Source organism: Duganella sp. CF517 (assembly GCF_900110275.1).
GTDB lineage: Bacteria > Pseudomonadota > Gammaproteobacteria > Burkholderiales > Burkholderiaceae_D > Rugamonas.
Genome location: NZ_FODC01000007.1, coordinates 86933 through 102154 on the forward strand (window position 1 = coordinate 86933; position 15222 = coordinate 102154).

A 15222-nucleotide genomic window follows, 5' to 3' on the forward strand; every position below is an offset into this window, starting at 1 on the left:
TGGAGACATGCATGGCAACAGCTACAACCCATAAAGCCATCGCCGTATTCGGCGAAGCGCTGGTCGACGATTTCATCACCGAGCAGGTTGTCGGCGGTGCGCCGTTCAACGTGGCGCGCAACCTGGCGGCGTTCGGCGTCGCCACGCTGATGGTCACGCGCATCGGCGACGACAAGAACGGCGCGCTGATGCGCGCGGAGTTCGAGCGCTTCGGCATGAGCCAGGCCGGCTTGCAGATCGATCCGAACGAGGCCACCGGCCGCGTGGTGGTCGAGCGCAGCGAGCAAGGCCACCGCTTCATCATCCTGCCCGACCAGGCTTACGACTATGTGGAGACGGAACCCGCGCTGGCGGCGCTGGCCGGGGCCAAGCCCGGCGTGATCTACTTCGGCACGATGGCGCAACGCCACGAGTGCTCGCGCAAGACGGTGCGGGAGATGCTGCGCAATTCGGACGCCACGCGCTACCTGGACTTGAACGTGCGCGATGGCCAAGTGACGGAACGCTGCGCCTTCGAGTCGCTGCACCTGGCCGATATCGTCAAGGTCAACGAGGAAGAGCTCAAGGATTTATTCAGCTGGTACACCCACACCAAGCCGGGCACGAAGGCCATCGACAGCCCCGAGATGGCGGACGCCTGCCAGGCGTTGATGCGCAGCTTCTCGCTCAAGGGTTTGATCGTCACGCTCGGCGAGCGCGGCGCGCTGCACTTCGGCGCCGACGGCGCCGTCACCGCCAACCAGGAATGCCACGCGCCGGCGCGCATCGTCGACACGGTCGGCGCGGGCGACGCCTTTTCGGCCGTGTTCCTGTTCGGCCAGTCGCAGGGCTGGTCGCTGCCGCTTACCTTGGCGCGCGCCAACGCCTTCGCCGGCGCCATCTGCGGCATCTCCGGCGCGGTGCCGGCCGATATCGCCTTCTACCAGCCGTGGATCGCCTGCTGGCGCAGCGGCGGCGTAATGCCGTCGAAAGCCGGGGCGGTGGTATGAGCGGCGCGCGCGGCGTCACACCGGGCGGCATGAAGCCGCATCTGTCGTTCTGGCAGATCGTCAATATGAACATCGGCTTCTTCGGCATCCAGTTCAGCTTTGGCCTGCAGCAAAGCAGCATGAGCCCCATCTACAAGTACCTCGGCGCCGACGAGGCCAGCCTGCCGTATCTGTGGCTGGCCGGCCCGATGACCGGGCTGCTGGTGCAGCCGCTGATCGGCGCGATGAGCGACCGCACCGTCACGCGCTGGGGGCGGCGCACGCCGTACTTCCTGATCGGCGCGATCCTGTGCAGCCTTGGCCTGCTGGCGATGCCGTTCAGCCCCACGTTGTGGATGGCGGCCAGCCTGCTGTGGATTCTGGACGCGGCCAACAACGTGACCATGGAGCCGTACCGCGCCTTCGTCAGCGACAAGCTGGCGCCCAGGCAGCATTCGCTCGGCTTCCTGACGCAAAGCGCCTTCACCGGATTGGGGCAGACGCTGGCCTACCTGACGCCGTCGTTGCTGGTCTGGCTGGGCATGAACAAGGACGCCGTCAACGCCAGCCATATTCCGCACATCGTCATCGTCGCCTTCTTGATCGGCGCGGTGTTCTCGATCAGCTCCGTGCTGTGGACCTTGAAGACGACGCCCGAGCATCCGCTGACGGCGCAGGAGCTGGCCGAGATCCGTTCGCGGCCGGCCGGCTGGCGCCATACCCTGGGCGACATCGTCAGCGCCGTGCGCGAGATGCCGGCGACGATGAAGCAGCTGGCGTGGGTCAAGCTGTTCCAGTGGTACGCGATGTTCTGCTACTGGCAGTACATCATGCTGTCGCTGTCGACCACGTTGTACGGCACCACCGATCCGGCCTCGCAGGGCTTCCGCGACGCCGGTTTGCTGACCGGGCAGGTGGGCGCGTTCTACAACTTCATCGCCTTCATCGGCGCGCTGGCGCTGGTGCCGTTCACGCGCAGGTACGGGCCGAAGCTGACGCACAGCGTGTGCCTGATGCTGGCCGGTTTCGCGATGCTGAGCATTCCGATGATACATTCGCCGGCGCTGCTGTTCGTGCCGATGGTCGGCATCGGGCTGGCGTGGGCGTCGATCATGGGCAATCCGTACGTGATGCTGGCCGGCTGCATTCCGCCGCAGCGCACCGGGGTTTATATGGGCATCTTCAATATGTTCATCGTGATCCCGATGATCATCCAGATCTTCACGCTGCCGCTGTACTACCGCAGCCTGCTGGGCGGGAATCCGGAGAACGTGATCCGGCTGGCCGGTGGCCTGATGCTGTGCGGCGCGGTGGCCGTGCTGTTCGTGAAATTAAAAAAGCCGCAGGCGGAGGGCCTGCGGCTTGAAGAAACCGAGGCGACCGGCGCCGCGTGACGGCGCCGCAGCTCAGGCCCGGATTTACTCTTCGTTCATCTGGCTTTGCAGGTAGTTCTGGATGCCGATCTTGCCGATCAGGTCCAGCTGCGTTTCGAGCCAGTCGATGTGCTCTTCGGTGTCTTCCAGGATCATCAGCAGCAGGTCGCGCGAGACGTAGTCGCCGGCCTTCTCGGCGGTGGCGATGCCTTCCTTGACGGTCAGCTGGGCGCCTTTTTCCAGCGCCAGGTCGCAGCCGATCATTTCCTCGGTGTGCTCGCCGATCATGATCTTGTGCATCGCTTGCAGGTTCGGCAGGCCGTCGAGCATCAGGATGCGGTCGATCAGCTTGTCGGCGTGCTTCATTTCGCCGATCGATTCTTCGTATTCTTTCTTCGCGATCTTTTCCAGGCCCCAGTGCTTGTACATGCGCGCGTGGAGGAAATACTGGTTGATGGCGGTGAGTTCGTTGGTCAGCTGAGCGTTCAACAAACGGATGACTTCTGGGTCGCCCTTCATGGGGTGGCTTTCTAAAATGGTGGTGGAATACCCGCATTCTGCCACGAACGGGCGGGGGAGGCGTAGCCGCACGGCCGTAAATCGTGCCCGGCGGCGTAAAACTGTATCAATATCTCCGGAGTGAGATTGTTGGTGTTAATGAAAACAATTAACATTCGCACCACCGTCGTGCCGCCAGTGTGTGGCAACCCACCGAGTGCTGGCGCCGCCAGCGCTACCATGGCTGTTCCACTTATCAGCACTTATCAGGAGCGCGCCATGGATTCGATCAATGCCAACCAGCCGGAACAAAACCATCAGGATCTGATCGGCGAGGACGCCGTCAAGAAAATCAAGGACTTCGTCGGCAGCACGCCGGGCTGCTTCTTCTGCACCAACGATGGCGAGGGCGGTCCCGGCGACGCGCGGCCGATGATGGCGCAGCAGGTCGACGACCTGGGCAACATCTGGTTTGTCAGCGCCAGCGACAGTTTGAAGAACCAGGAATTGGCGGCCGATCCGACAGCGACCTTGTACTTCCAGGGTTCGGCCCATTCGGAGTTCCTGCACATCGAGGGCGTGGCCACCGTGCTGCGCGACCGCGCCAAGCTCAAGGAGCTGTGGAGCTTTACGATGAAGACGTGGTTTACCGAGGGCGAGGACGATCCGCGCATCACCTTGATCAAGTTCGCGCCGACCTATGGCTATTATTGGGATACCAAGCATGGCCGCGCGGTGGCGGGCGTGAAGATGCTGATCGGCGCCGTCATCGGCAAGACGCTCGACGATTCGATCGAGGGTCGCCTGGATCTGTGATGAAGTAACCGCCATGCGCCGCCGGCGGCGCATGGTTCAACCGAGTTGGAAATTGATCGGCACCAGCGCGTACACCGGGATGGCCTTGCCGTCCTCGATATACGGTTTGTACAGCGCGCGCAGCACCGCCTGGCGGCCGGCTTCATCCAACTTCTCCGAGCCCGACGATTTCTGGATCGTCACCTGCTCCGCCTGGCCTTTTTCCCCGATCAGCACGCGCAGCATCACGATGCCGCTCTCGCCCATGCGGCGGGCCATGCTCGGATACACCGGTTGCGGCGCGCGGATATATTCGACACCCGTAATGGTTTTCGGCGCCGCCGGCGCCGCCGGCGCTGGCGTCGGCGGTGCCGCCGGGCCGGCGACGGCCGGCGTCGCCGGCTGGTTGGTGCGCGGCGACGGCGGCGCGACCGTGATGGTCGGCTCCACTTGCGGCGTGGCCAGCTGCGGCATCGGCGGGATATAGGTCGGCGTCAGCTTGACCACCGGCACCGTCTTCGGCGGCGGCGGGGCCGGCTTGAGCGGCTCGGGCGAGGCGACGAAGGTCACCGTGACGACCTTGGGCATGACGGCGACGGCGATCTTGCTCATCATCCCCGAATTGATCGCATAAAACAGCAACGCATGACCCACGACGATCGCCGCCATCGGCGCGAACCGGCGGCCGCGCGCCTTCAGTTGGCGCAGTCCAGCATCGTTCACGGACAGCGAGGGCGCCGTCCGGCTATAGGTCATGGTGTTCATAATTAGTTGGTGAAGACGGGACGCTTCAGCACGGTTTCTTTGATCTCTGCGGTGGCCTGGATCGTTGCCAGATGCTCGTTGAGGATTTGTTCGGCGCAGTCGAAGCACTGGCCGCAGCAGGTCGACACGCCCAGGTCGCGGCGCAGTTCTTCGATCGAGGCCACGCCCAGCTCCACGGCTTGACGGATTTCACGATCAGATATGTTGTTGCAGACACATACAATCATTGACGCACCTTCTGGCTAGCTGCTGAAAAAAGGCCGTTCGACCCCGGGCCGAGCACCCCGAACGAGCAATAAAAACATGATTGCAAGTAACTTAATGCGAATCATTATCATTAATCGTATACTGCCTCAACTCGGCGGCCGATGCAAGCGTAAATAGTAGTAATTCGCATTACCGTTTATAATGCTAGTATCTTATTTCCGGCGAGAACGCGCTCTTGCGAACCGCCGGGCGCGTCGCCGCCCACCGGCGGCGCATCCTGACCGGACTTAGCTCATGACGCCTGCTGTTCCCCTGATCACCCTGGACGCGCTGACCACCGGCGCCGCCGCCACCGTGGTGCATGTCGCGCCCGGCGACCTCGCCGACGACGGCGCCGGCCTGGCGCGGCGCCTGATGGAGCTGGGCTTCGTCCCCGGCGAAAAAGTGCGGCTGCTCAAGCGCGGCATGCCCGGCGGCGAGCCGCTGGCCATCAAGGTCGGCAACTCCACTTTTGCGTTGCGCCGCTTCGAAGCCGCGCTGATCTCGATTCAACCGGACCAATAAACAATGGGTGCTGTAGAAAACGCGGTGCCGCAGGCGCCCACCACTTCCCCGTCCCGGACGCCGATCGTGGCCCTGCTGGGCAATCCCAATTGCGGCAAGACCGCGCTGTTCAACCGCCTGACCGGCTCGCGCCAGAAGGTCGCCAACTACGCCGGCGTGACCATCGAGCGCAAGGAAGGCTCATTCAGCTCGCCCCACGGCCACGGCTTCCGCGTGCTCGACCTGCCGGGCGCTTATAGTCTGTCGGCCCACACGCCGGACGAGGAAATCACGCGCGACGTCGTCGCCGGCCTGCGCGCCGGCGAGGCCGCGCCGGACGTCGTGGTGTGCGTGGTCAACGCCACCAACCTGCGCCTGAACCTGCGCCTGGTGCTGGAGATCAAACGCCTTGGCCTGCCGATGGTGCTGGCGCTGAACATGGTCGACGTGGCCAAGAAGCGCGGCATCGAGATCGACGCCGACCTGCTGGCCGACGAATTGGGCATGCCGGTGGTGGAGACGGTGGCGGTGCAGGCCGGCGGCGAGAAGTCGCTGGTGCGCGCGCTCGAACTGATGCTGCCGCTGCCGGCGGCCAAGCCGAATCCGCTGTCGGCGATCGACGCCGTCTCGGTCGAGGACACGCAGCGCGAGGTGCGCCGCATCCTGGCCGCCGTCAGCAACGACGTCCACGACACCGGCAACCTGACCGAAAAAATCGACAACGTGGTGATGCACCCGGTGCTCGGCCCGGTCATCCTGGCGCTGCTGATGTTCCTGGTGTTCCAGGCGGTGTTCACGTGGGCGGCGGTGCCGATGGAGATGATCTCCGGCGGCGTCGAAAGCCTGGGCAAGGTGCTGGGCGCCTATCTGCCCGACGGCATGCTGCGCAGCCTGCTGGTCGAAGGCATCATGGGCGGCGTCGGCAGCGTGCTGGTGTTCCTGCCGCAGATTCTGATCCTGTTCTTCTTCATCCTGATGCTGGAGGATTGCGGCTACCTGCCGCGCGCCGCCTTCCTGCTGGACCGGCTGATGGGCGGCGTGGGCCTGTCGGGCCGCGCCTTCATTCCGCTGCTGTCGAGCTTTGCGTGCGCGATCCCCGGCGTGATGGCCGCGCGCACGATCCAGAACAAGCGCGACCGCCTGGTGACGATCATGATCGCGCCGCTGATGACGTGTTCCGCGCGCCTGCCGGTGTACGCGCTGGTGATCGCCGCCTTCATTCCGGAGCGCGAGGTGGGCGGCTTCATGAGCCTTCAGGGGCTGGTGCTGTTCATCCTGTACTTCGCCGGCATCATCTCGGCGATGGCGGTGGCGTACTTCATGAAGCGCGCCATGGGCTCGACGCACAAGCAGCCGCTGATGCTGGAGCTGCCGGCCTACCACTGGCCGCACATGCGCAACCTGGCCCTGGGCCTGTGGGAGCGCGCGCGCATCTTCCTGACGCGCGTCGGTACCGTGATTCTGACGTTGATGATTCTGGTCTGGTTCCTCAGCACCTTCCCGGGCGCGCCGGAAGGCGCCACGCATCCGCCTATTTATTACAGCGTCGCCGGCATGATCGGCCGCGCCCTGGAATTCGTGTTCGCGCCGATCGGCTTCAACTGGCAGATCTGCATCGCGCTGGTGCCGGGCATGGCCGCGCGTGAAGTGGCGGTCGGCGCGCTGGGCACCGTGTACGCGTTGTCGCAGAGCGGCGACGACCTGGCGCAGTCGCTCACGCCGATCATCGCGGCGTCGTGGGCGCTGCCGACGGCCTTGTCGCTGCTGGCGTGGTATGTGTTCGCGCCGCAGTGCTTGTCGACGTTGAGCGTGGTGCGCCGCGAGACCAACAGCATCCGCTACCCATTGATGATGGCGGGTTATATGTTCGCGCTGGCGTACGTGGCGTCGTTCCTGACGTACCGTATCTCGATGGCGCTGATGGGCTGATAGCTGACAGGAGGCTGATATGTGGCAGCAGATTATCGTTGGATTGATCGTCGCGGCGGCGGTGCTGCACTTTTGCACCAAGTACCTGCCGGCGGCGTGGCGCCAGCAAATCGTGTATTTCCTGACGCGGCGCGGGTTCGACCAGAACAAGATGGCCAAGTTGTTCAAGACGCAGGCCAACTGCGGCGATGGCTGCGGCAGCTGCGGATCGTGCGACTCGTCGGCGCCGGCGGCGTCTTCCGCTTCATCGTCCCCGGATTCGTCGACGCCGCTCAAGCGCGTCATCAAGCTGCACGTGCAGCGCTAAAGGGCAGGGCGGTGCCACGGCGGTGCGTGTGGCAAACCTCCTGTTCGGCGTTCTATTTTCTTCTATTTTCTTCTATTTTCTTCGCTTCCCCATAGCGGGCGCAGGGCCTTCACCGCCTCGAAGGTCGGTCCGAATGCCGCCAGCACGACGGGCAGCCGCGTCAACCTTTCCATTTGCTCGATGAACTGGCCCGCGTCGGCGACCGGCTCGGCATCGAGCACCGGGGTGGCCGCGTGCAGCAGCTTCGTCAGCGCGGCCTGATGCGCCAAATCGTGGCCCGCGCTGGCGCGCAGTTCAGTGATCCGGCCATCCGCGTCACGCTCGCACAACTGTCCATCACCGTCGCCGACCGGCGCCGCGTAGGCGTTGCACCATCGCAGGCCGGGAGCGCGACCGAAAACGTCGAGATGACTGATCGCCAGTCCATCGAGCCGGCCCGCGACCGACAGCGCGTAACGCAGTAGCACGGCGTCCGGATGCGCGCGGCGGAACGCTCCCTGCCATCCGCCCGAGGCGTTGTGCGGCTCGGGAAGGGAGGTTAAACGGGTGTCGTGCGTGGGTAGCGGGCCGTCGCCGTGGCGCGTCAGGTAGCTGCGCAGCGCCCCCAGATGATGTATCTTGGCGTGGAGTCCCGCGTCGGCGGCCACCGCCTGCACCGATGACGGATGGATGGTGCTCCACGTGGTATGCGGATGAAACCCGCGCCATTCGTCGAGCAGGATGCCCTGCGCTCCCTCGAATACCACCGCGCCGGGCATCTGCAATCGCCTTGCCACGTCCGCGCGCCTGGCGGGCGGCACGATCCGCACCAGCTCCATCGAGCGGTCCAGCCAATGTCGCGCCATCATGGCGTCGTTCAGGACTGCGCGCTCGCGCTGGTATTCGGCGTCGTTGGCGGCGACCGGGCAAAGCGGGGCGAACGCCGCAAGCAGGTCGCGCCTGATCGCCTCCAGCTTGGCCGGGGCATGTGCCCGATGCGTCAGGTCGCCGTAGCGCAGCGTCAGTTCCGGCCGGGCGATATCGAGCCTGACCGTTTCACCCACGCCGACGCCGCAACTGCCATGCCGGCCGTCCGCACGCGCAAGCTCGCGCATCCTTCCCGCCGCCTGGTGAAACGGTGTCGTGAGCCTGCATCGGGCGTCGATGATCAATCGATCAAGACCGTCTTCCACGCCGGCGCGCCGCAAATAGTCGTGTTCCACCAGCAGCGCGGTTGGGTGGACGATCACCGGGTAGGCCAGCAGCGTGTAGACGCCGCGATTGAAGCTGCCTGCGCCGAACTGCGAAAAGGTGTGGTGCCGGCCATCGGGCAGCACCACGTTGTGCGCCGCCTGGGCGCCACCGTTGAACCGTACGACGGTGTGCGCGTCCAGCTGCCGGCACAGCGCGTCGACGAACAGGCCCTTGCCGCAGTCACCGAAGCCGAGACCGAGCACCGAGACAAGTCGGGTCGCCATTGATACGGTCATCCGAACAAGCGTTTCCACCAGGGGCTTGGTCCGTCCGGCGCGCCGTTGAACGCGTGCGGCTTGCGCGACGACGCCGGGTCGAGCAGCGCCGCGTAAGGGCTCAGCGTGCGCATGATCGCCGAGACGCGATCACCGGCGATGCCGTTGCCGGCCAGGGTTGCGGCCAGGCCGTCCATGTCGGGGATGGTTTTTTCGGTCAGGGCCACGATCGACGCGGCCACCGCGCACGCGTGTTCCGGCGCCTCCATGCAGATCACGTGGTCGCCCAGCAGATCGCGCCAGCGCCGCTCGCAGCGCTGGCGGCGCTTGAGGTCCGGGATCAGGAAAAAGATGTGGAAGGTTTCGGCGGCGGCGGCGATCACCTCCTCGATGGGGATGTCGCTATCGAGCTTGTCGTCGATGAGCGTGTTGACTTGATGGCGGGAGACGGCCGGGTAGGGCAGCTCGTCGCCGGTCAGGAACAGATACCCCTTCTTCTTGCGTTTGACCCAGCAATCCATGTCGGTGTGCTGGGCGGCGACGTAGAAGGCCAGCTCGTAGCTTTCTTCGCCGCTGCCACCACCTCCGCCTTCGAGGTAGGTCCAGGTCAGCCACTGGTCCATCAGTTCGGCCGTCGATTCGAACTGCCCCACTTGCAGCGAGGCGTCGTCGGAGGTGGCGTCGCCGATGGCCATGAACAGCAGTTGCGGGTCCCGCACGCCGCAGGCCGACAGCAGATTCATGAAGGTCGGCAGTTCGCGGGTGGCGAGGATTTCCGGGATGTCGCCCATCGATCCGGTGACGTCGAGCGCGAAGACGACGCCGAGTGAATTCGGGTGGTCGGCGTTGTCGCGCGCCTCCCGTACCCCCATTCCGTGCGGGTCCATCAAGGCATGGCAGCCGCGCTGGGCGAACACTTCGTCGCGCGAGGCGGACGCGCGGTCGGCGATGATGGCCGCGTGCGCGGCGTGCGAGTAATTACCGTGTCCCATATGGTTCCTTTGCTTGAGGTGATGGAGTGGGGGTGAATGGAATGAAGCGCGGCGCGCCGAAGGCTTCGCGGGCCGCCGCCTTGAGTGCGTCGTCGATGCCGGCGGCGCCATGGCGGGCGCACCAGGCGATGTCCTCGCTGGCTTTTTTCAGCAGCACCGCCAGCGGCGCCGGCAGGCCAGCGCCGATCGGCGGTTCGTCCTCGCCGCCGTGCAGCAGGCCGCGGATCGCCCATGCCGCCTGCATCAGGTCGCGCGCCGGCGTGGCGCGTGCGTCGCGGCGCCGCGCATCGGCCCATCCGATAATCAGCACGCCGTGATCGCCGGGATGCACCAGTAGATGTTCGGGCCCGAGCCGGCCGTGCACCCAGCCCGCGTCGTGCACGTAGCCCAGCACTTCCAGTATGCGGCGCCAGATCCACACCGCATGGCGCGGATCGACGCCGGCCGGGTAATTGCGGCGCACCGCCGCCAGGCTGCCCCAATAGCCCACGGGACTGCGCAACAGCAGCGCCTCGGTCTCGATCGCGCTGTTCGCGCTTGCCGTGCCATGGCCGGCCAGTTGCGGCAGGCGCTGGGAAAAATAGGCGGCGCCCGGGCGCGAGACATTTTGCAGCTCCCGCAGGATGTCGGCCTCCCGTCGCAGGCGTCCGGGCGGGCTGCCCGCGTGCGCCAGCTTGAGCGTGACCCGCTCCGGCATGGCGCCCAAACGCTGGGCCATCGACACCTTCGCGCTGGTCCCGTGGCCCAGCGGCAGCAGTATCCGATAGCGTTCGCCATTGCAGGCGACCGCGTCCCCGCCCGCGCCGTCCAGCGCGGTGGCGCGCGAGCGCAGGTAGGCTTCCCTGAATGACGCGGCCTTGACGATTTTGGCGGCGCGCGTCACTTCGGCCGAGCAGTAGGTGCACACGACCGTGCGCCACTGCGCCTGCCGTGGCAACGGCGCGCCGCACTGCGGGCAGATGAGGGTGACAGGATTCATGCGGGTTGGGTCAACCTGTTGTGAAGCGGCGCGCGGATGCGAGCCGGACGCGCTACTTTAGCCGATTACACGCGTCGACGACCACGACTTGCGCAAGCCGATATCGAAACCCCCCCTTGGCTTGCGTCCGCCCCGGGGGTTAGCACAACGGATTGAACGACTCCGCCTGCGCCATCGGCCAGTACAGGCCGAACACCGGCGGCAGCCGCGCCAGCTGGCTTGGATCGAGCAGTTGGCCGGCCTCCAGATACGGCAGCAACTGCGACACCAGCTTGACCTGGTTGGGCGAGATGCGCCGCACCAGGTGGCGCGGCTTGAGCTGCGACGGGTGCGTCAGGCCGGCGGCGGCGATCAGCTGCGCCAGCGCGGCCATGGTGTTTTGATGGAAGTGGGTCACGCGCAGCACTTTGTCGGGCACCACCAGCGCGCGCTGGCGGTTCTGGTCCTGCGTGGCCACGCCGGTCGGGCATTTGTCGGTGTGGCAGCTTTGCGACTGGATGCACCCGAGCGCGAACATGAAGCCGCGCGCCGAGTTGCACCAGTCGGCGCCCATGGCGATGATGCGGGCGACGTCGAACGCGGTGATGATCTTGCCCGACGCGCCGATCTTGATCTTGTCGCGCAAATTGGCGCCGACCAGCGTGTTATGCACCAGCAGCAGCGCCTCCTGCAGCGGCGTGCCGACATGGTCGGCGAATTCCAGCGGCGCGGCGCCGGTGCCGCCCTCGCCGCCGTCGACGACGATGAAATCCGGCGTGATGCCGGTCGCCAGCATCGCCTTGACGATGCCGAAGAATTCCCACGGGTGGCCGATGGCGAGCTTGAAGCCGGTCGGCTTGCCGCCCGACAGATCGCGCAGCTTATCGATAAACGCCAGCATTTCGAGCGGGGTACCGAAGGCCGAATGGCTCGACGGCGAGACGCAGTCCACGCCCGGCGCGACGCCGCGCGTGGTGGCGATTTCGATTGTCACCTTGGCGCCCGGCAGCACGCCGCCGTGGCCCGGCTTGGCCCCCTGCGACAGCTTCAATTCGATCATCTTCACCTGCGGCGAGGCCGCGTTGGCGACGAAGTTCGCCTCGGAGAAGCGGCCGTCGGCGTCGCGGCAGCCGAAGTAGCCGGAGCCGATCTCCCACACCAGGTCGCCGCCGTGCTGGCGGTGGTAGGGGCTGATGCTGCCCTCGCCGGTGTCGTGCATGAAGCCGCCGGCCTTGGCGCCGCCGTTGAGCGCCAGGATGGCGTTGGCCGACAGCGCGCCAAAGCTCATCGCCGAGATGTTGAACACGCTGGCCGAATACGGCTGCGCGCGCGGGCAGTCCGGGTGGTTGCCGATGTCGATGCGGAAGTCGTGGCCCTGTTCGGGCGCCGGCACGATGGCGTGGTTGATCCATTCATAGCCGGGCGCGTAGACGTCGAGCTGGGTGCCGAACGGGCGCTTGTCGGTGTCCATCTTGGCGCGCTGGTAGACGATGCTGCGCTGGTTGCGCGAGAACGGCGCGGCCACCGTGTCGTCCTCCAGCAGGTATTGGCGGATCTCGGGGCGGATCGCTTCGAAGAAGAAGCGGAAGTGCGCCAGGATCGGGTAGTTGCGGCGCAGCGCGCGCTTGGTCTGCAGCAGGTCGGCGACGCCGACCGCGGTGAGCGCGGCGGCGGTCAGCGGGATCCACCAAGGAGCGCCCAGCGCCAGCGCGGCGAGCAGGGTGACGACGGCGGCGACAAAGGCGATATAGCGCGGGGAAAACAGATTCATGGGCGGTCCGGATGGCGGCGGCTGACAGCGGAGTGTACCGCTGTTTCTTGCAGGAATCCATTACCCATCGGTCATCGACGCGCGATCGCCGGCGACCGGCGGTTAATGCTAAGCTAGCGCGGTCGCGGCGCACGGCCGTTCTTTTTTCGGGAAACCACCATGATCGTTGTCCACCATCTCAACAATTCGCGCTCGCAGCGCGTGCTCTGGCTGCTCGAGGAGCTGGGGCTGGAGTACGAGATCGTGCGCTACCAGCGCGATCCCAAAACGATGCTGGCGCCGCCGGAGTTGCGCGCGGTGCATCCGCTGGGCAAGTCGCCGGTAATCACCGACAACGGCGTCGTCGTGGCCGAGTCGGGCGCGATCGTCGAATACCTGGTCGAGACCTATGGCAACGGGCGCCTGGTGCCGCCGGCCGGCACCGCCGAGCGCCGCCGCTGGACCTATTTCCTGCACTTCGCCGAAGGCTCGGCGATGGCGCCGCTGCTGATGAAGCTGGTGTTCGACAGGGTCGAGACCAGTCCGGCGCCGTTCTTCGTCAAGCCGATCGCCAAGGCCATCGCGCGCAAGGTCAAGGGCAGTTACATCGAACCGCAGATCGCCGCGCAGCTGACGTACCTGGAAAACGAGCTGGCGGCGGCGCCGTGGTTCGCCGGCGCCGAGTTCAGCGCGGCCGACATCCAGATGAGTTTTCCGCTGGAGGCGGCCGCCGCCCGGGGCGGGCTGGACGCGAGCCGGCCGAGGCTGACCGATTTCCTCAAGCGCATCCACGCGCGCCCGGCCTTCCAGCGCGCCATCGAGCGCGGCGGACCGTATGAGTTATTAAAATAAATATAAATTTCCTATTGGAATTGTTGTGCGGTAAGATGATTGTTTTAATAAACACATCTTGGGCGCACATGTTCAACCGAATCACCTTGCTCGCGGCCGTCGCCGCCCTTTCCAGCGGCTGCGCGATCCAGCAAACCGTCAAACCGGTCGAGCGTTTCGCCGATAAGACGGTGTGCATCGTCGACAATCCCGCCGTGCGCGAGGGTTTTCTAATCGCCTACAAGCAGGCGCTGGAGGCGAAAGGGTTCGCCGCGCAAAAAATCGCCGCCGACGCTTCGATCATCCAATGCCCTATCACCTCGACCTACACGGCCAACTGGCGATGGGATCTGGCCATGTATATGGTGTACGCCAACATCAAGGTCTACAACAACGGCAAGCCGATCGGCGAGGTGGTGTACGACGCCAAAAGCGCAGGCATGAACACCGCCAAGTTCATCACCGCCGACACGAAAATCAAGGAACTGGTCGACCAGCTATTCCCGGCGACGGCGGGACAGTAAGGTCGCAGATGGCGCGGCCATCTTTCTCGATGGCTTGCGGGCGGGGTAAAATGGCGGCTTGACCAAGCCCGGATGAATTTGAACATGGGTCGACTCCTCGCCATCGACGGCCTCAATATCGTGCGCCGCGTCTACGAAGCCAGCCCCGAACCCGATAGCGCCGAAAAGGCCGACATCGCGCTGCGCCACGCGCTGTCGTCGTTCCGCACCTTGCTGCACGACCACGAACCGACCCACGTGCTGCCGGCCTTCGACTTCGGCGGGCGCACCTGGCGCCACGACCTGTACGCCGGCTACCGCGAGGGCCGCGCACCGATGCCCACCCCGCTGCGCGAGGCGCTGCCGGCGTTCTACGACAAGCTGGCCGGCTTCGGCATGCACGTCGTCTCGCTGCCCGAGGTCGAGGCCGACGACGTCATCGGCACCGTGGTGCTGCGCTGGCTGGCCGACGGCCGCGGCGAGGCCACCATCGCCACCACCGACAAGGACTTGCACGGCCTGATCGCCCACGGCGCGCGCGTGTGGGACCACTTCAAGAGCGAATGGCACGACCACGCCTGGGTCGAGCAGAAGTGGGGCGTGCCGGCCGAGCAGTTGCCGGACCTGCTGGCCCTGATGGGCGACGTCACCGACTCGATCCCCGGCGTGTCCAAGGTGGGCGTCAAGACGGCGGCCCGACTGTTGCGTACTTACGGCAATCTGGACGCCATCATGGCCGGGGCCGGCATTCTGAAGGACACGCTGGGCGAAACTCTACGAAAGGAGCGCGAAATGCTGTATCTTTCGAGACAATTGGTGCAATTGAAAACAGATGTGCGGGTCGGCGTGACCTGGAATATGCTGGCCTGGGACCGGCGGTAAGCGGTGGCGCGCACACTTAACAGAACAAGGTTTGCAAGATGTTAAAAGCGGTCATTATCGATTCCAGCGCGGTCGCGCGCGGCCTGCTCAACACGGTGCTGCTCGACGGCGGTTACGACGTGGTGGGCCAGAGCCACACCTGCGCCGCCGGCCTGGCGCTGCTGATCAAGTTCAACCCGCACATCGTCTGCATCGCCCGCGAGCAGATGGAGAGCGGCGAGGACGTGGTGCAGGAGATCAAAACCAAGTGGCCCAAGACCCTGATCTTCATGGTCTCGAGCGAATTCGACGCCGCCACCATCCAGGCCGCGCACGCGATGGGCGTGAGCGGCTTCATCGTCAAGCCGTTCAAGGCCGACACGGTGCTCAACACGATCCGCAACGTCGTCATCGCGATGGTCAAGCGCCAGCGCGCGGCGATGGCCGAAAAGGACGCCGCGCCCGACGCGGGCGAGCCCGGCGACGCCTGACCA

The 15222-nt window shown here is 65.5% G+C and carries 17 protein-coding genes; 10 read left to right on the forward strand and 7 right to left on the reverse strand.

Features of this window, described 5'->3' with window-relative positions:
• The first annotated feature begins 11 nt into the window (after positions 1–11).
• Positions 12–989, forward strand: a complete 978-nt coding sequence (locus BMX85_RS24340; protein ID WP_090324987.1) for a PfkB family carbohydrate kinase — start codon at positions 12–14, stop codon at positions 987–989.
• A complete protein-coding gene (locus tag BMX85_RS24345) occupies positions 986–2362 on the forward strand; it encodes an MFS transporter (protein WP_229210655.1) in 1377 nt (458 codons plus the stop codon). The genes BMX85_RS24340 and BMX85_RS24345 overlap by 4 nt, the downstream gene beginning before the upstream one ends.
• Positions 2363–2386: 24 nt before the next feature.
• On the opposite strand, the gene bfr is transcribed toward BMX85_RS24345, so the two are convergent.
• Positions 2387–2860 (reverse strand): bacterioferritin, encoded by a 474-nt coding sequence (bfr, locus tag BMX85_RS24350; protein WP_090324990.1) that lies wholly within the window; start codon positions 2858–2860, stop codon positions 2387–2389.
• A gap of 258 nt (positions 2861–3118) precedes the next feature.
• Here bfr and BMX85_RS24355 point away from each other — a divergent pair, with 258 nt between their 5' ends.
• On the forward strand, positions 3119–3655 hold the full coding sequence (locus tag BMX85_RS24355) for a pyridoxamine 5'-phosphate oxidase family protein (protein WP_090324993.1): 537 nt from the start codon (positions 3119–3121) through the stop codon (positions 3653–3655).
• Between the two features lie 36 nt (positions 3656–3691).
• On the opposite strand, the gene BMX85_RS24360 is transcribed toward BMX85_RS24355, so the two are convergent.
• Positions 3692–4390 (reverse strand): energy transducer TonB, encoded by a 699-nt coding sequence (locus BMX85_RS24360; protein WP_307174163.1) that lies wholly within the window; start codon positions 4388–4390, stop codon positions 3692–3694.
• An 11-nt stretch (positions 4391–4401) separates the two neighbouring features.
• On the reverse strand, positions 4402–4626 hold the full coding sequence (locus tag BMX85_RS24365; protein ID WP_090324999.1) for a (2Fe-2S)-binding protein: 225 nt from the start codon (positions 4624–4626) through the stop codon (positions 4402–4404).
• A gap of 274 nt (positions 4627–4900) precedes the next feature.
• Between BMX85_RS24365 and BMX85_RS24370 the strand changes: the two genes are divergently transcribed.
• From BMX85_RS24370 to BMX85_RS24380, 3 genes are read left to right on the forward strand one after another with little or no spacing between them, the layout of a single operon-like run.
• Complete coding sequence (locus tag BMX85_RS24370) at positions 4901–5170, forward strand: FeoA family protein (RefSeq protein WP_090325001.1); 270 nt, start codon at positions 4901–4903, stop codon at positions 5168–5170.
• Between the two features lie 3 nt (positions 5171–5173).
• Positions 5174–7078, forward strand: coding sequence for a ferrous iron transporter B (locus BMX85_RS24375; RefSeq protein WP_090325004.1), 1905 nt, complete (start codon positions 5174–5176; stop codon positions 7076–7078).
• Between the two features lie 19 nt (positions 7079–7097).
• Complete coding sequence (locus BMX85_RS24380; RefSeq protein WP_090325007.1) at positions 7098–7385, forward strand: DUF6587 family protein; 288 nt, start codon at positions 7098–7100, stop codon at positions 7383–7385.
• Between the two features lie 62 nt (positions 7386–7447).
• On the opposite strand, the gene BMX85_RS24385 is transcribed toward BMX85_RS24380, so the two are convergent.
• The 4 genes from BMX85_RS24385 to BMX85_RS24400 all read right to left on the reverse strand — a co-directional run bounded on the left by BMX85_RS24385 (position 7448) and on the right by BMX85_RS24400 (position 12554).
• Entirely contained in the window at positions 7448–8854 is a 1407-nt protein-coding gene (locus BMX85_RS24385; protein ID WP_177196875.1) for an adenylosuccinate synthetase, read from the reverse strand.
• Positions 8851–9825 (reverse strand): hypothetical protein, encoded by a 975-nt coding sequence (locus BMX85_RS24390; protein ID WP_090325012.1) that lies wholly within the window; start codon positions 9823–9825, stop codon positions 8851–8853. Before BMX85_RS24390 ends, BMX85_RS24385 begins: the two co-directional genes overlap by 4 nt.
• A complete protein-coding gene (locus tag BMX85_RS24395) occupies positions 9812–10804 on the reverse strand; it encodes a serine/threonine protein kinase (RefSeq protein ID WP_090325014.1) in 993 nt (330 codons plus the stop codon). The genes BMX85_RS24390 and BMX85_RS24395 overlap by 14 nt, the downstream gene beginning before the upstream one ends.
• A gap of 139 nt (positions 10805–10943) precedes the next feature.
• Entirely contained in the window at positions 10944–12554 is a 1611-nt protein-coding gene (locus BMX85_RS24400) for an FMN-binding glutamate synthase family protein (protein WP_090325017.1), read from the reverse strand.
• Between the two features lie 159 nt (positions 12555–12713).
• Between BMX85_RS24400 and BMX85_RS24405 the strand changes: the two genes are divergently transcribed.
• The 4 genes from BMX85_RS24405 to BMX85_RS24420 all read left to right on the forward strand — a co-directional run bounded on the left by BMX85_RS24405 (position 12714) and on the right by BMX85_RS24420 (position 15219).
• On the forward strand, positions 12714–13385 hold the full coding sequence (locus BMX85_RS24405; protein ID WP_090325020.1) for a glutathione S-transferase: 672 nt from the start codon (positions 12714–12716) through the stop codon (positions 13383–13385).
• A gap of 68 nt (positions 13386–13453) precedes the next feature.
• Entirely contained in the window at positions 13454–13888 is a 435-nt protein-coding gene (locus tag BMX85_RS24410) for an Sbal_3080 family lipoprotein (RefSeq protein ID WP_090325023.1), read from the forward strand.
• An 84-nt stretch (positions 13889–13972) separates the two neighbouring features.
• Positions 13973–14749 (forward strand): 5'-3' exonuclease, encoded by a 777-nt coding sequence (locus BMX85_RS24415; RefSeq protein ID WP_090325423.1) that lies wholly within the window; start codon positions 13973–13975, stop codon positions 14747–14749.
• A 38-nt stretch (positions 14750–14787) separates the two neighbouring features.
• Entirely contained in the window at positions 14788–15219 is a 432-nt protein-coding gene (locus tag BMX85_RS24420) for a response regulator (protein WP_090325025.1), read from the forward strand.
• Positions 15220–15222 lie beyond the last annotated feature (3 nt).

Excerpts from the sequence above, each read along its gene's own strand:
- BMX85_RS24365 (WP_090324999.1), bottom strand. The coding sequence starts at position 4,626 with ATGATTGTATGTGTCTGCAACAACATATCTGATCGTGAAATCCGTCAA.
- bfr (WP_090324990.1), bottom strand. The coding sequence starts at position 2,860 with ATGAAGGGCGACCCAGAAGTCATCCGTTTGTTGAACGCTCAGCTGACC.
- BMX85_RS24395 (WP_090325014.1), bottom strand. The coding sequence starts at position 10,804 with ATGAATCCTGTCACCCTCATCTGCCCGCAGTGCGGCGCGCCGTTGCCA.
- BMX85_RS24400 (WP_090325017.1), bottom strand. The coding sequence starts at position 12,554 with ATGAATCTGTTTTCCCCGCGCTATATCGCCTTTGTCGCCGCCGTCGTC.
- BMX85_RS24420 (WP_090325025.1), top strand. The coding sequence starts at position 14,788 with ATGTTAAAAGCGGTCATTATCGATTCCAGCGCGGTCGCGCGCGGCCTG.
- BMX85_RS24355 (WP_090324993.1), top strand. The coding sequence starts at position 3,119 with ATGGATTCGATCAATGCCAACCAGCCGGAACAAAACCATCAGGATCTG.
- BMX85_RS24405 (WP_090325020.1), top strand. The coding sequence starts at position 12,714 with ATGATCGTTGTCCACCATCTCAACAATTCGCGCTCGCAGCGCGTGCTC.
- BMX85_RS24345 (WP_229210655.1), top strand. The coding sequence starts at position 986 with ATGAGCGGCGCGCGCGGCGTCACACCGGGCGGCATGAAGCCGCATCTG.
- BMX85_RS24340 (WP_090324987.1), top strand. The coding sequence starts at position 12 with ATGGCAACAGCTACAACCCATAAAGCCATCGCCGTATTCGGCGAAGCG.
- BMX85_RS24390 (WP_090325012.1), bottom strand. The coding sequence starts at position 9,825 with ATGGGACACGGTAATTACTCGCACGCCGCGCACGCGGCCATCATCGCC.
- BMX85_RS24370 (WP_090325001.1), top strand. The coding sequence starts at position 4,901 with ATGACGCCTGCTGTTCCCCTGATCACCCTGGACGCGCTGACCACCGGC.
- BMX85_RS24375 (WP_090325004.1), top strand. The coding sequence starts at position 5,174 with ATGGGTGCTGTAGAAAACGCGGTGCCGCAGGCGCCCACCACTTCCCCG.
- BMX85_RS24415 (WP_090325423.1), top strand. The coding sequence starts at position 13,973 with ATGGGTCGACTCCTCGCCATCGACGGCCTCAATATCGTGCGCCGCGTC.
- BMX85_RS24385 (WP_177196875.1), bottom strand. The coding sequence starts at position 8,854 with ATGACCGTATCAATGGCGACCCGACTTGTCTCGGTGCTCGGTCTCGGC.
- BMX85_RS24360 (WP_307174163.1), bottom strand. The coding sequence starts at position 4,390 with ATGACCTATAGCCGGACGGCGCCCTCGCTGTCCGTGAACGATGCTGGA.
- BMX85_RS24380 (WP_090325007.1), top strand. The coding sequence starts at position 7,098 with ATGTGGCAGCAGATTATCGTTGGATTGATCGTCGCGGCGGCGGTGCTG.
- BMX85_RS24410 (WP_090325023.1), top strand. The coding sequence starts at position 13,454 with ATGTTCAACCGAATCACCTTGCTCGCGGCCGTCGCCGCCCTTTCCAGC.